The sequence below is a fragment of the Faecalibacterium prausnitzii genome, from assembly GCF_049532945.1.
Classification (GTDB): domain Bacteria; phylum Bacillota; class Clostridia; order Oscillospirales; family Ruminococcaceae; genus Faecalibacterium; species Faecalibacterium prausnitzii_N.
In genome coordinates this window covers 1983784-1996875 of the sequence record NZ_CP186691.1, presented here as the reverse complement: position 1 = coordinate 1996875, position 13092 = coordinate 1983784, and the positions used below count along the sequence as shown (strand labels likewise).

Here is a 13092-nt window from a genome sequence, read left to right as displayed (position 1 = left end):
AACTGCGAGGGGCCAGAGGGATTCAATTAGACAGGATGAGACTGATTGGTGTAGTCCACATGGTCGCCGTCCACGCCCTGCTTCTTGGCATTGCGCTTTTCAAAGAACTTGGGTGCCACCTGCGGGAACATTGCGTAGGTCAGCACATCCTCTTCCTGCGTTGCCCACTTGGCAGCCTCTGCCTTCAGCTTGTCCATCTCAGGAGCCAGAGTATCAGCAAAGCGGCAGGTAATGGGCTGCTCGTCGCCCAGGATCTTCTTGGTAAACTCGGGCTTGATGGGAGCGGGAGTCTTGCCGTAATCACCGTGGACCAGACCCTTGAACTCCTTGGTGACCATCTTGTAGCGCTCGCCCAGGATCACGTTGAACACAGCCTGCGTACCAACGATCTGGCTGGTGGGGGTGACCAGCGGCGGATAGCCTGCATCCTCGCGGACGCGGGGGATCTCTGCCAGCACTTCGTCCAGCTTATCTTCCTTGCCGGCATCCTTCAGCTGTTTGAGCATGTTGGAGAACATGCCGCCCGGCACCTGATACAGCAGGGTGTTTGCATCCACGCCGAGGCTCTTCGGGCTGATCTGGCCGTTGGCAATGTACTTCTCGCGCAGCTTTGCAAAGTATGCGCGCACAACGTTCAGCTGCTTCAGATCCAGACCGGTGTCGTAATCGGTGCCCTGCAGGGCAGCGACCAGACTCTCGGTGGGCATGTGGCTGGTGCCCAGGCTCAGGGGGCTCATGGCGGTATCGATGATGTCGGCACCTGCCTCGATGCCCTTCAGGATGGACATGGAAGCCAGACCTGCGGTGTAGTGGCTGTGGATGTCAACAGGGATGCTCTGACGGTCTCCTTCAGCTTCTTCACCAGATCGTAGCAGGTATAGGGGGTCAGCAGACCGGCCATATCCTTGATGCAGATGGAGTTTGCGCCCATCTCCTCCAGGGTCTTGGCGTAGGCTGCAAAGTACTCGTTGTTGTGCACGGGGCTGAGGGTGTAGCTGATGCAGCCCTGCACATGAGCGCCTTCCTTGTTGGCTGCCTTGATGGCGGTCTGCAGGTTGCGCGGATCGTTCAGTGCATCGAAAATACGGATCACGTCGATGCCGTTTGCAACAGACTTCTGCACAAAGTACTCAACGGCATCGTCTGCGTAAGGGCGGTAGCCCAGCATGTTCTGGCCGCGGAACAGCATCTGCAGCTTCTGGTGGGGCAGCTCCTTGCGCAGGATGCGCAGGCGCTCCCACGGGTCTTCGTCCAGAAAGCGGATGCAGCTGTCGAACGTAGCGCCGCCCCAGCACTCCACGGAGAAGTAGTTGATCTTATCCATTTCCGGCAGGATGGGACGCATCTCATCCATGGTCATGCGGGTGGCCAGCAGAGACTGGTGGGCATCGCGCAGGACGACCTCAGTAACCTTGATCGGCTTTTTGGCCATGATTGTCACCTCTCCCTTAGTTCATGGAAACCAGAACGTCACCGGAGTTGACGGTGTCGCCCTTGTTGACGTTGATGGAAGCCACAGTGCCATCCTGCGGAGCAACGATCTCGTTCTCCATCTTCATGGCCTCCAGGATCACCAGCACGTCGCCAGCCTTCACGGATGCACCGGCCTTGACCTTGACATCCAGAATGTTGCCGGGCATGGGAGCCTTGACGGCAACGGCACCAGCAGCGCCTGCAGCAGCCTTGGGAGCAGCAGCGGGAGCCGGAGCAGCCTTAGGAGCAGCGGGAGCGGCAGCAGCAACCGGAGCAGCACCAGCGGCAGTCTCCTCCACGGAGACGCTGTAAGCAACGCCATTGACGGTAATATTGTAGTACTTCATGGAAGGATCCTCCTGAATCAATCATTTATCCTATGTACGTTTTACGATCGGAACGCTTACAGAGCCATGTTGCCGTGCTTCTTGGGCAGGCGGGCAGCACGCTTGGTGCTCAGCAGCTCAAACGCAGCCACAACGCTTGCGCGTGCGTTGGCAGCGTCGCAGGTCATATCGGCAGCGCCGCAGGCCACAGCGTTGGCGGCACTGCACACCTCGGCGGTGTAAGCAGCAGCCTTTGCGTTGGTGGCTGCAATGATGTTGTCGGAAGCATCGATCTCTTCCTTGTACAGAACGGAGACGGCAGCGTTGGGCTCCAGAGCGCTGACCACGCAGCCGTTGACGGCGATCTTCAGGTCGGCATTGGCCAGAGCGGTGTAAACAGGGCCGACGGCCTTGCCAGCCAGCACAGCCACCTTTGCGGTGGTAGCGTCGGCATAGGTAGCAGCCAGACGGGCAGCCTCACGGATGCCGCCTGCAATGTCGTCGGTCGCGCTGGGCACAAAGCCTTCGGTATCCACAATGGTGATCACCGGCACGCTGAAGGCATCGCACAGGCGCACAAAGCGGGAAGCCTTGGCCACGCAGTTGTGGCACAGGGTCTTGCCGGTGGCCACAACGCCCACGGCGTTGCCGCCCACGGTGGCAAATGCGGTGTAAACAGACTTGCCAAAGCCTGCATACAGCTCCACAGCGCTGTCCTTATCGACCACGGCAGCAGCAGCCTTCTCCGGAGCGGCACCAGCGGCCAGGACCGCGGTGGGCTGCTCGAACTCAAAGATCGCAGGGCCGGTCAGGTTGTTGGCCGGCAGCAGGCCCACGATGTGAGCAGCCTTCTCGGCAGCCTCGGCAGCGCTCTCGGCCACGATGGCAGCAACGCCGGCCTTGGCAGCAGCCTCAGCGGAGCCTGCATCTGCCACCTTGTCGCCCTTGGCAGCAGAGGTGAACGGAGCGGTGAAGAACAGCTCTGCGCCCTCAGCCATGATGCAGACATCTGCATTGGCAGCGCTCAGTGCGCTGGTACCGCCGCACACGCCGGTGACGACTGCCACCTGGGGCACGACGCCGGACACCTTGGCGATGGCAGCATTCAGCTTTGCGCTGGCGGTCAGCACGTCCAGACCCTCAGCCAGCTTTGCGCCGACGGAGTTGTAGAAGGTGACGACCGGGCAGCCAGTCTGAGCTGCCATCTCCAGAACCTTGATGTTCTTTTCAACATCCTTTACGGTAACAGCTTCGCCGTTCTGGTAAACAGCGTAAGCCTGCTGACCTGCCGCATAGCCGCAGGCAGCGCTCACTGCACCGTCAGCAAACAGTGCAGTGTATTCCCCGTCATCAAAAAACTTGGCGAGGATTTCTCCCTTATTGATCTTTGAAGCCATGGTAAGACCTCCTGGTTGTCTGTGTGAGCTTTCAAAATTAGTTTTATTATACTATATTTTGTCAGGATTCTCAAGTGCCGAACGCCCCATTTTTGAGGGAAAATCTCACAATCTTTTCCATCTCAGGCCCGGCCGCCTTGGTCTGCCCGACAAAGATGCTGTGGGGACCATCATTTTCTCCGTTTTGCGGGTGCATTGCGCTCGCCGCGCTTTGCGCCCTGCCCCACCGGGCCGCGGGGGCGGCGCTCGGCAGCCTTGGACTGCACTGCGGCGCTGCGGGTCTGGGCGCGGCCCTTGGCGGCAGCGGCACGCAGACCGTTGATCTCTGCCTTGGTCAGCTCACGGTAGGTACCGGGCTTGAGCATTCCCAGCTTCACCACGCCCTCGGCGTTGCGCTTCAGGCGCACCACCTCAAGGCCCACGGTCTCGCACATGCGGCGGATCTCGCGGTTCTTGCCCTCTTTCAGGGTCATTTCCATCACGGTGCGGCCCGGCTCGTCGGTGACAACGTTGATGGCGCAGGGCATGGTCTTGGTGCCGTCGTCCAGCACAACGCCGCTGCTCAGCTTCAGGATCTGGCTTTCATCGGCGCGGGGCTGCACGGTGACGCGGTACAGCTTGGAGATGCCGCCCGACGGATGGGTGACGGCCTGCGCAAACGCGCCGTCGTTGGTCATGAGCAGCAGGCCCTCGCTGTCCTTATCCAGACGGCCCACCGGGTACAGGCGGGCGGGGATATCGCTCACCAGCTCCATCACGGTCTTGCGGCCCAGCTCGTCGCTGGCGGTGGTCACATAGCCGCGGGGCTTGTACAGGGCCAGATAGTACATCTGCTGATCCTTGCGGATATAGATGCGCTCGTCGTCCACGTGCAGCACATCGCGGTTGGGGTCCATCTTGTCGCCCACCTTGACGGGGTGGCCGTTGACCTTCACGCGGCCCTCGGCAATGATCTGTTCTGCCGCACGGCGGGAGCACAGACCCTGTTCAGCCATGATCTTTTGAATACGTTCTTCTGCCATAATAAAACTCCTTGTGCGCCTCCCGGCGCTCAAAATGCACCGCGCTGAAGAGCCCTGCCCTTGCGGGAAAGGATGCACGCAGTGCCGAATGAGGGTGCGCATTTTCGCGCGTTTGCCTCATCCATCTTGCTTCATTCGGCTGCTCCCCTCAAGGGGAAGCTCATGCGCCTTTTCTTACGCGTTGGGCGCTTCGGGGCTGGGCTCCGCAGGGGCCGCCTTGCCGCCCTTCCTGTCGATGAGGACGCTGACCTTCTCCACCAGTTCGGGGATCATGGTCAGGGCGCGGTCCACGGTGTTGGCCCCGTCGGACAGCTGGATGGTGCGCACGCAGCCGTCCTTTACCACAAGGAAGGCCACCGGCTGGATGTTCACACCCGCACCGGAGCCGCCGCCGAACAGGTCCTTGTTGGCGGCGTTCTTGCCGTCAAAGTCGGTGCCGCCGGAGGCAAAGCCAAAGCTCACCTTGGAAACCGGCAGGATGGTGGTGCCGTCCTCGGTGATGATGGGCTTGCCAATGATGGTGTTGGAGTCCACCATCTGGTGGATCTTCTCCATGGTAACGTTCATCAGGCCCTGAATGGGATGCTCAGCCATAAAATCGGCCTCCTTATTTCAATGAGTGGGAAAAAGCGGGAACACTTTCTCCGGAATTGCCCCCGCCGCAGCGGACAGGCAGAACACACCATACAGTTATATTATAACCAAATTATAGGAAGATGTCCAATACTTTTTTGCGCCAGAACTCGTACAGCACCCGCACTGCCGTGAAGACGATGGCATACGCCTGTGCCGACACCCGGAAAGACACCCGGTCCTGCACCGTCGGCTGGGCCGAGCCGAAATCCGGAAGCAGCCGCAGCTGCTCAAAATCGAGATAGACGAACCGGTCGAGGAAGCCCAATGCCGGATAGAGCCAGGCGTTCAGCCTGCCATAGCTGCGGGCAGCTTCGGCGGGGTCCTCGCCTCGGACGCCCAGCACGACGTCGATCTTCGTGATGCGCAGCGACCCGATGATGGCTCTGGTCAGCCGGCCCGCCCCCCGCAGGATGGTGCAGAGGATGTTCAGGGTCAGCCGGGCCTTTTTGCGGGGCGGGGTCTCCGGCCTGGGCTTCTGGTCCGCTTTCTGTCCGGCCGGTTTTTTCTTCTTTTTCTTTTTCGGCTTTTCCGGTGCAGGATACTGGAACACCGGCAGGGTCAGTCCCAGCGCACCGGCCCGGATGGTCAGCACATCGTTCTCCCACTGCACGTCCGCACAGAAGGGGCAGAACAGCAGCACCACCGCCAGGGTCAGGACCACCAGCAGCAGGATGCCGATCCCTTTCAAGAGAACGAGCAGCACCGCTCCCAAAACGCTCAGAACACTCATACCTCTCCCCCGCTTTCTTCACTGCTGTGGATGGGCGGCAGGTCATCCAGGCTGGACAGGCCAAAGCACCGCAGAAACACATCCGTCGTCCGGAACGCCACCGGCCGTCCGGGCAGGTCCAGGCGTCCGGCTTCCTCAATGAGGCCCTTTTCCAGCAGGCCCGACACGCTGGACGAGGAATCCACGCCGCGCACCTGCTCGATGAAGGCGCGGGACACCGGCTGGTTGTAGGCGATCACGGTCAGGGTCTCCATCGCCGCCGGGCCCAGCGGCACCGAGCGCCGGGTATCCAGCACCCGGCGGACCGGTTCGGCAAAGTCGGCCTTGGTGGCAAGCTGCCAGCGGGTGTTCAGGTGCAGCAGGCACAGGCCGCTGTCCTCCCGGGCGTAGCGGGTACGCAGTTCTTCCAGCACCGGCTCCACGCTGGAGACCGGCATCTGAAGCGCCTGAGCCAGTTTGTCGGCTCCGATGGGTTCCGCATAGGCAAAGAGCATCGCCTCCACGGCGGCTCGCAGTTTTTTCTGGTTCATTCGTTCTCCTTTGTGCGGTCCAGCCGCCCGCGGCGCATGGTCATCGCACCGTCCGGGCCGAGGGTGACACGCCCGCCGCGCACCAGCTCCAGCAAGGCCAGAAAGGTGGCCACATGGGTGCTCCGGCTCTGGCGGCGGGAAAACAGCTGCCCCAGCTTCCGGGCACTGCCCCCGATGAGCTGGCGCAGGATATAGACCACCCGGCTCGTCACCGACACCATGGGCGCTGTGACCAGCGGCTCGAACTGCTGCTGGGTGGGCTGCCGGACGACGGCCGCTTTCCGGCCCGCCAGCGCCTGCCAGCAGTCCGCCAGCACCTGCGGCGAGTGGAAGAGGTCGTAGGTGTTGTCCTGCTCCACTTCCAGCGGTCTCCGGACGAAGACCGGGGCCTGCTCCCCTTTTGCGCGCAATGCCCCGGCCATGCGGCGGCACTGGTCGTACTCGATCAGCTGGCCGGTGAACTCCTGCTTGAGCCGCTCGCCCTCTTCGCTGCGGGGCAAAAGCAGGTAGCTTTTCATCTCCACCAGCCGCGCGGCCATCTCGATGAAGGCGCTGGCCGTCTCCGGGTCGGCTCCGGCGTCCGCCGCCACAGTGCGGGTGTACTGGTCGATCAGCTCCAGAATGGGGATGTTATGCAGGTCCATCTTATGCTTCTGCACCAGCGTCAGCAGCAGTTCCAGCGGGCCCTCGAAGTCCGCCAGATGGAAGGTCAGTTCTTCTGCCACTCAGATCACCGTCCCGATGGATGCGTAATACATGGAATAGGCGATCTGGTCGATGTAGCCGGTGCCCAGATCCAGCAGGTCCCACACGGCATCGTTCAGCAGGGTGAGCGGGCCGTCCAGAAAGCCGCTCCAGACCACCGCCAGCATGACGATGAGGATCACCCGCTCATATTTCATGATGCCGAAGTAGATGCGCCGGGGCAGCAGCACCAGCAGGATGCGGCTGCCGTCCAGCGGCGGCACCGGGATCAAGTTGAACACTGCCAAACTGACGTCCATCATGACCAGATATTGCAGGAAGCGGGCTGCAAACACGGTTCCGACCGTGACCGGGGCCCAGTAATACAGCAGCTTCCAGACCACCATCGCGAGGTAGGCCAGGAGCAGGTTCGCCACCGGGCCAGCCAGCGCGGTGAGGGCCATGCCCCACTTGGGGTTTTTAAAATTACGGGGGTCGGTGGAGACGGGCTTTGCCCAGCCCACGCCCGCAAACACCATGCACAGCGTGCCCAGCAGGTCAAAGTGGGCAAAGGGGTTCAGCGAAAGCCGCCCCTCCCGCTTGGCCGTAGGGTCGCCCAGCAGCCAGGCTGCGAGGGCGTGGCCCGCTTCGTGGAAGGGGATGGCCACCAGCGCCACCAGCGCGCGGATAAAATAGTACAGTCCGCGTGAGGTCATCGTATTCTCCTAACAGTGGATTATTTTGTCTTATTGTACTATGTTTTTTGATTTCAGACAAGGGTTTGGCCCACAGATAAAAAAGGTTACAGAAATTTCAAAAAAATGCTTGCAATTTCTGCCCGACTCTGGTACAATAGTCAAGCTGATTATTTTGATTCCTTACTTCACTGCAGGAGGTGCAAGTACCATGGCTAAATGTGAATGCTGCGGCAAGGGTGTTGCCTTTGGTATCAAGGTTTCTCACTCTCATCGTCGTTCCAACCGTACCTGGAAGCCGAATGTCCGTCGTGTCAAGGCGGTCGTTGAGGGTTCTCCCAAGTACGTCTACGCATGCTCCCGTTGCCTGCGCGCTGGCAAAGTTACCCGCGCTGTCTAATTTGGTGTATGTGGCCGGTCACTTTGTCGAGTGGCCGGCTTTTTTGTTTTCCAGGAGGAGGTTTTTCAGATGGCTCTGCCCAACGATCCCATCATGCTGCTGAGCGTGGTGAACCTGAAGCTGCGCGACTTCTACCCCAGCCTCGACGCACTGTGCGACGACCTGGACGAGGACAAGGCCGCGCTGTGCGCAACGCTCGCTGCCGCCGGGTACGGATACGACCCGGTGCGGAATCAATTCGTATAAATTCAGGAGGATGCTTTCATGATGCAAGGTACCTATTACAAAGAGTGGAGCAGCGTGCTGAACCGCGAGATGGAGTTCAAGGTATACGGCAGCGCCGGTGTGCCGGTGCTGGCTCTGCCTGCCCGCGGCGGCCGCTTTTATGATTGGGAGAACAACGGTATGCCCGAAGCGGTGGCTTCCCTGCTGAGCAGCGGCAAGCTCCAGCTCTTCACCGCCGACGGCATCGACGCCGAGAGCCTGCTGGCCGGGGATGCTGCGCCCCGCCGCCGCGCCGAGATGGAGGAAAAGTATTTCAACTACCTGTCCACCGAGCTGGCCGCCCGCATCCGGGAACTGAACCGGACCGAGAAAGGCCAGCTCATCTGGTGCGTCGGCGTGGACACCGGTGCCTGTCAGGCCATCAACTGCCGCCTGCGCCGCCCGGAGGTGTTCGGCGGTGCCATCGGTCTGTCCGGCCTGTACGACATGAGCCGCTTTCTGGGCAGCGCCGAGGACGACCTCGTGCTCCGCAATGCCCCCCTCGCCTACCTGACCGAGACCGGCCTTGTGGACAAAAAGGCCTTTGCCAAGGCGGAGGAGAACGACCTCATCCTCTGCGCCGGGCAGGGCAGCTACGAGGAAGAGGCACAGGCCGACACCCGCGCCCTCTCCGAGGCCCTGACCGCCGCCGGTCTGCCCGCCCACTGCGAGTTCTGGGGCAGTGATGTCTCCCACGACTGGTACTGGTGGGGCAAGGAGCTGCACCTGTTCGCAGAACGCCTCTTTGGAGAAGGAGGAAGCCATGCCTGAATTTGTGATCGGTGCCCGCGGGCATGATTTTGGCCGTCACACCCCGGATGAGCTGTTCGCTTCCATCGGCAAGGCGGGCTTTGCCTGCACCCAGCTGGCCTACACCAAGGCCATTGAGGGCGTGAAGAGCTATGCCGATGTCACCCCGGAACTGATCGAGGCCACCCGCGCCGCTGCCGCCGCTGCCGGTGTTTCCATCGCGGTGAACGGCACCTATGTCGAGCTGAGCTATGCCGACGAGGACAAGCGCCGCGCCGAGGTCGCCAAGGTTCTGAGCCAGATCCCGGTCGCCAAAGTGCTGCACGCCGGCTGCATGGGCAGCGAGACCACCAACATGGCCAAGCAGCCCGGTGTCACCCGCAAGGAAGCGCAGGAAGCCCTTCTCCGCAGCCTGGGCGAGATCCTGCCCGTCTGTGAGGAGCAGGGGGTGCTGTTCGCCGTGGAGTGCGTCTACTACCACGCCATGAACACCCCGGAGGCCGTCAAGATGGTGCTGGACACCATCGCCAGCCCCAACCTGCGCGTCCTCTGCGATTTTGCCAACTACGTCAGCCCGGAGGACGCTTCGCTGGACGCGCAGCGCCGCATCTGGGACAAGGTGGGCAGCTGGTACGGCGACAAGATCACCGCCGTCCACTTCAAAGGCCAGAACTTCCGGCCGGACGGCACCCTGTACTCCACCAGCCTGGAGGATTCCTGCGTGGACTATGCAGGCGGCTTCGCCATGCTGAAGCAGATGCCGCAGGCCGCCTTCCCGGTCCTGCGTGAGGAAGCCGTCCCCGCCCGCGCTGCCAGCGATATCGCCTTTATGCGGAAATTCTGCGAATAAGCTTTTGTGTTTCAGGAGCTGAAGAAACTCCTTCCGTCATCGCTGATGCGATGCCACCTCCCTCAAGGAGGGAGGCAAGGCTCCCTCTCCGAGGGGGCTGTCGCCGCAGGTGACTGGGGGAGTCTCTTCAGCTCCTTCTTTTTTATCTTCTGTGTTCACGAAAAATTCACAATTGAAATTTCATTTCCTACTTGTTCTGTAGGACAAGCTGTGCTACAATGCCTTTGTACGAAAGATACCCCCAAGGGGTAATTTGAAAGGAGTTGTTCCCATGAGCAGCGAGATGGAACCCTGCCCCCGCTGTGCCCTGCACGAAGCGTCCCCTGCCCCTGCTGCGAAGATGCAGCCGCCGAAACAGCGCAGGCCGAAGCAGAGACCCTGCACGCCTGCTGCTGCCGCCACAAAAAGCGGAGCGAAGAGGAGTACAAGAGCCTCATCCACCGGCTGAACCGCATCGAGGGCCAGATCCGGGGCATCCGCGGCATGGTCGAAAAAGACGTCTATTGTGCCGACATCCTTGTGCAGGTGGCGGCGGCGAACTCGGCGCTGAACAGCTTTTCCAAAGAGCTGCTGGCACAGCACATCTCCACCTGCGTGGCGGACGACCTGCGCGCGGGCAGCGAGGCAAAGCTGGACGAGCTGGTGAATCTGCTGCCCAAGCTCATGAAATGACCCTTTTTCGGACAAGCTGACCCATCGCAAGGAGTGAAGACTATGGAACAATACAACGTTACCGGCATGAGCTGCGCAGCCTGCTCCGCCCGGGTGGAGAAGGCCGTGAGCAAGGTGCCCGGCGTTGCCAGCTGTTCGGTGAGCCTGCTGACCAACTCCATGGGCGTGGAGGGCACCGCGAGTGCCGCCGCCATCGTCAAGGCGGTGCAGGATGCAGGCTATGGCGCCAGCCCCAAGGCAGGCGGGCCCACCGCTGCCCCGGACCCCAGCGCCGACCTTGACGCGCTGGCCGACCACGAGACCCCCAAGCTCAAGCGGCGGCTCATTGCGTCGCTGGGCTTTCTGCTGGTGCTGATGTACTTCTCCATGGGCCACATGATGTGGGGCTGGCCCCTGCCCCGCTGGTTCGACGGCAACCACATCGCCATGGGCCTTGTGCAGCTGCTGCTGGCGGGCATCGTCATGGTCATCAACCAGAAGTTCTTCATCAACGGCTTCAAGGGCCTCCTCCACGGCTCGCCCAACATGGACACGCTGGTGGCCATGGGTTCCATGGCAAGCTTTGTGTGGAGCACCTACGCCCTGTTCGCCATGACCCGCGCGCAGGTGGACGGCAACAGTGAGCTGGTCATGCATTATATGATGGAGTTCTACTTTGAGTCCGCTGCCATGATCTTGACCCTCATCACGGTGGGCAAGATGCTGGAGGCCCGCTCCAAGGGCAAGACCACCGACGCGCTCAAGAGCCTGATGAAGCTTGCCCCCAAGACCGCCACCCTGCTGCGGGGCGGCACCGAAGTCAGCGTCCCCATCGCGGAAGTACGCAAGGGCGATGTTTTTGTCGTCCGCCCCGGTGAGAACATCCCCGTGGACGGCATCGTGCTGGAAGGCACCAGCGCCGTGAACGAGAGCGCCCTGACCGGCGAGAGCATCCCCGTGGACAAGGCTGCGGGCGATAAGGTGAGCGCTGCCACCACCAACCAGTCCGGTTTCCTGCAGTGCCGGGCCACCCGCGTGGGCGAGGACACCACCCTTGCCCAGATCATCCGGATGGTTAGCGATGCCGCCGCCACCAAGGCTCCCATTGCAAAAATCGCCGATACAGTGTCCGGTTTCTTCGTGCCTGCGGTCATTACCATTGCGGTGGTCACCACCATCGTGTGGCTGCTGCTGGGCCGGGAGCTGGGCTATGCGCTGGCCCGCGGCATCTCCGTGCTGGTCATCAGCTGCCCCTGTGCGCTGGGTCTGGCAACGCCGGTGGCCATCATGGTGGGCAACGGTCTGGGTGCAAAGAACGGCATCCTGTTCAAGACCGCCGCTTCGCTGGAAGCTGCAGGCCGCACCCAGATCGTGGCGCTGGACAAGACCGGCACCATCACCAGCGGTGAACCAAAAGTGACTGACATTCTGCCCACCGAGGGCGTTTCCGAGGCGGAGCTGCTCACCCTTGCCGCCGCACTGGAGCGCAAGAGCGAGCACCCGCTGGCAAAGGCCATTCTCGCTTACACCGAGGCCCATGCCATCGAGGCCCCGGAAGTCTCCGACTTTGCAGCCCTGCCCGGCAACGGCCTGACTGCAAAGTTGGACGGCAAAGAAATTTACGCAGGCCATGCGTCCTTCCTTGCGACAAAGGCCGCTGTGCCGGAAAGCCTGAAGGCAAAAGCCGCCGCGCTGGCAAGCGAGGGCAAAACGCCCCTGTTCTTCGGCGGAGCAGGCCGTCTGCTGGGCATCATCGCGGTGGCCGATACCATCAAGGAGGACAGCCCCCGCGCCATCCGGGAACTGCAGGCCATGGGCATCCGCGTGGTCATGCTCACCGGTGACAACCAGCGCACTGCCGACGCCATTGGCAGGCAGGCCGGTGTGGACGAGGTGATCGCAGGCGTGCTGCCCGACGGCAAGGAAGCGGTCATTCGCCAGCTGCAGGCATCCGGCAAGGTGGCCATGGTGGGCGACGGCATCAACGATGCCCCGGCCCTGACCCGTGCCGACACCGGCATCGCCATCGGCGCAGGCACCGACGTTGCCATCGACGCGGCGGACGTGGTGCTGATGAACTCCAAGCTGTCGGACGTGCCCGCCGCTATCCGCCTGAGCCGCGCTGCCCTGCGCAACATCCACGAAAACCTGTTCTGGGCGTTCATCTACAACATCATCGGCATCCCGCTGGCCGCAGGCGTGTTCATCCCCTTCGGCCTGACGCTGAACCCCATGTTCGGTGCTGCTGCCATGAGCCTTTCCAGCTTCTGCGTGGTAAGCAACGCCCTGCGCCTGAACCTGTTCGACGTGCACAGCACCAAACACGACCACAAGATCAAGACTTCCGCCCTGCCCGCTGCCGCGCAGCCGCAGGCTGAAGATACGACCGAACCCGTTTCGGAATCCACTGTCAAGGAGGAACGTTTTATGAAAAAGACCCTGAAAGTGGAAGGCATGATGTGCGGCCACTGCGAAGCCCGCGTGAAGAAGGCTCTGGAAGCCCTGCCCGAGGTGGACGAGGCCGTGGTCAGCCACGAGACCGGCACTGCCGTCGTCACCCTGAGCGCCGATGTCGCCAACGAGACCCTGAAGAAGGCCGTTGAAGACCAGGACTACAAAGTGACCGGCATCGAATAAGCCGCACCTGCCAAAAAGACCCTCTCCGGACATTGCAGTAAAGCAAG

At 61.7% G+C, this 13092-nt stretch carries 14 protein-coding genes and 1 pseudogene; 6 read left to right on the top strand and 9 right to left on the bottom strand.

The genetic code is table 11. The features are described from left to right. Positions 1 to 26 precede the first annotated feature (26 nt). The 9 genes and pseudogenes from ACNQFG_RS09855 to ACNQFG_RS09815 form a co-directional block, all read right to left on the bottom strand. Positions 27 to 1432, bottom strand: a pseudogene (locus tag ACNQFG_RS09855) (oxaloacetate decarboxylase subunit alpha). A gap of 16 nt (positions 1433 to 1448) precedes the next feature. Next, on the bottom strand, positions 1449 to 1820 hold the full coding sequence (locus tag ACNQFG_RS09850; RefSeq protein ID WP_423404767.1) for a biotin/lipoyl-containing protein: 372 nt from the start codon (positions 1818 to 1820) through the stop codon (positions 1449 to 1451). 56 nt (positions 1821 to 1876) lie between these two features. Then, the gene (locus ACNQFG_RS09845; protein WP_423404766.1) at positions 1877 to 3196 is read right to left on the bottom strand and encodes a carboxyl transferase domain-containing protein; all 1320 of its coding nucleotides are present in this window, start codon (positions 3194 to 3196) and stop codon (positions 1877 to 1879) included. 170 nt (positions 3197 to 3366) lie between these two features. Next, entirely contained in the window at positions 3367 to 4218 is an 852-nt protein-coding gene (locus ACNQFG_RS09840; protein ID WP_423404765.1) for a pseudouridine synthase, read from the bottom strand. Positions 4219 to 4392: 174 nt separating this feature from the next. Further along, positions 4393 to 4812: a GerW family sporulation protein gene (gene ytfJ, locus ACNQFG_RS09835; RefSeq protein ID WP_423404764.1), complete on the bottom strand. Its 420-nt coding sequence runs from the start codon at positions 4810 to 4812 to the stop codon at positions 4393 to 4395. A gap of 112 nt (positions 4813 to 4924) precedes the next feature. Further along, a complete protein-coding gene (locus ACNQFG_RS09830; RefSeq protein WP_423404763.1) occupies positions 4925 to 5584 on the bottom strand; it encodes a DUF2953 domain-containing protein in 660 nt (219 codons plus the stop codon). Next, positions 5581 to 6114 carry an SMC-Scp complex subunit ScpB gene (gene scpB / locus ACNQFG_RS09825; protein ID WP_423404762.1) on the bottom strand — a complete coding sequence of 178 codons (534 nt, stop codon included), beginning with the start codon at positions 6112 to 6114 and terminating at the stop codon, positions 5581 to 5583. The genes ACNQFG_RS09830 and scpB overlap by 4 nt, the downstream gene beginning before the upstream one ends. Next, positions 6111 to 6839, bottom strand: a complete 729-nt coding sequence (locus ACNQFG_RS09820) for a segregation and condensation protein A (protein ID WP_423404761.1) — start codon at positions 6837 to 6839, stop codon at positions 6111 to 6113. Before ACNQFG_RS09820 ends, scpB begins: the two co-directional genes overlap by 4 nt. Beyond that, positions 6840 to 7514 (bottom strand): site-2 protease family protein, encoded by a 675-nt coding sequence (locus ACNQFG_RS09815; protein ID WP_423404760.1) that lies wholly within the window; start codon positions 7512 to 7514, stop codon positions 6840 to 6842. A gap of 190 nt (positions 7515 to 7704) precedes the next feature. Here ACNQFG_RS09815 and rpmB point away from each other — a divergent pair, with 190 nt between their 5' ends. The 6 genes from rpmB to ACNQFG_RS09785 all read left to right on the top strand — a co-directional run bounded on the left by rpmB (position 7705) and on the right by ACNQFG_RS09785 (position 13045). Continuing rightward, positions 7705 to 7893, top strand: a complete 189-nt coding sequence (gene rpmB, locus ACNQFG_RS09810; RefSeq protein ID WP_082210844.1) for a 50S ribosomal protein L28 — start codon at positions 7705 to 7707, stop codon at positions 7891 to 7893. Positions 7894 to 7962: 69 nt separating this feature from the next. Further along, on the top strand, positions 7963 to 8139 hold the full coding sequence (locus ACNQFG_RS09805; protein WP_423404759.1) for a DUF4250 domain-containing protein: 177 nt from the start codon (positions 7963 to 7965) through the stop codon (positions 8137 to 8139). An 18-nt stretch (positions 8140 to 8157) separates the two neighbouring features. After that, positions 8158 to 8928: an esterase family protein gene (locus ACNQFG_RS09800; protein WP_423404758.1), complete on the top strand. Its 771-nt coding sequence runs from the start codon at positions 8158 to 8160 to the stop codon at positions 8926 to 8928. Beyond that, positions 8921 to 9757 carry a sugar phosphate isomerase/epimerase family protein gene (locus ACNQFG_RS09795; RefSeq protein WP_423404757.1) on the top strand — a complete coding sequence of 279 codons (837 nt, stop codon included), beginning with the start codon at positions 8921 to 8923 and terminating at the stop codon, positions 9755 to 9757. Before ACNQFG_RS09800 ends, ACNQFG_RS09795 begins: the two co-directional genes overlap by 8 nt. A 483-nt stretch (positions 9758 to 10240) precedes the next feature. Next, positions 10241 to 10429, top strand: coding sequence for a metal-sensing transcriptional repressor (locus ACNQFG_RS09790; RefSeq protein WP_423404756.1), 189 nt, complete (start codon positions 10241 to 10243; stop codon positions 10427 to 10429). A 42-nt stretch (positions 10430 to 10471) separates the two neighbouring features. Beyond that, positions 10472 to 13045 carry a heavy metal translocating P-type ATPase gene (locus tag ACNQFG_RS09785; protein ID WP_423404755.1) on the top strand — a complete coding sequence of 858 codons (2574 nt, stop codon included), beginning with the start codon at positions 10472 to 10474 and terminating at the stop codon, positions 13043 to 13045. Positions 13046 to 13092 lie beyond the last annotated feature (47 nt).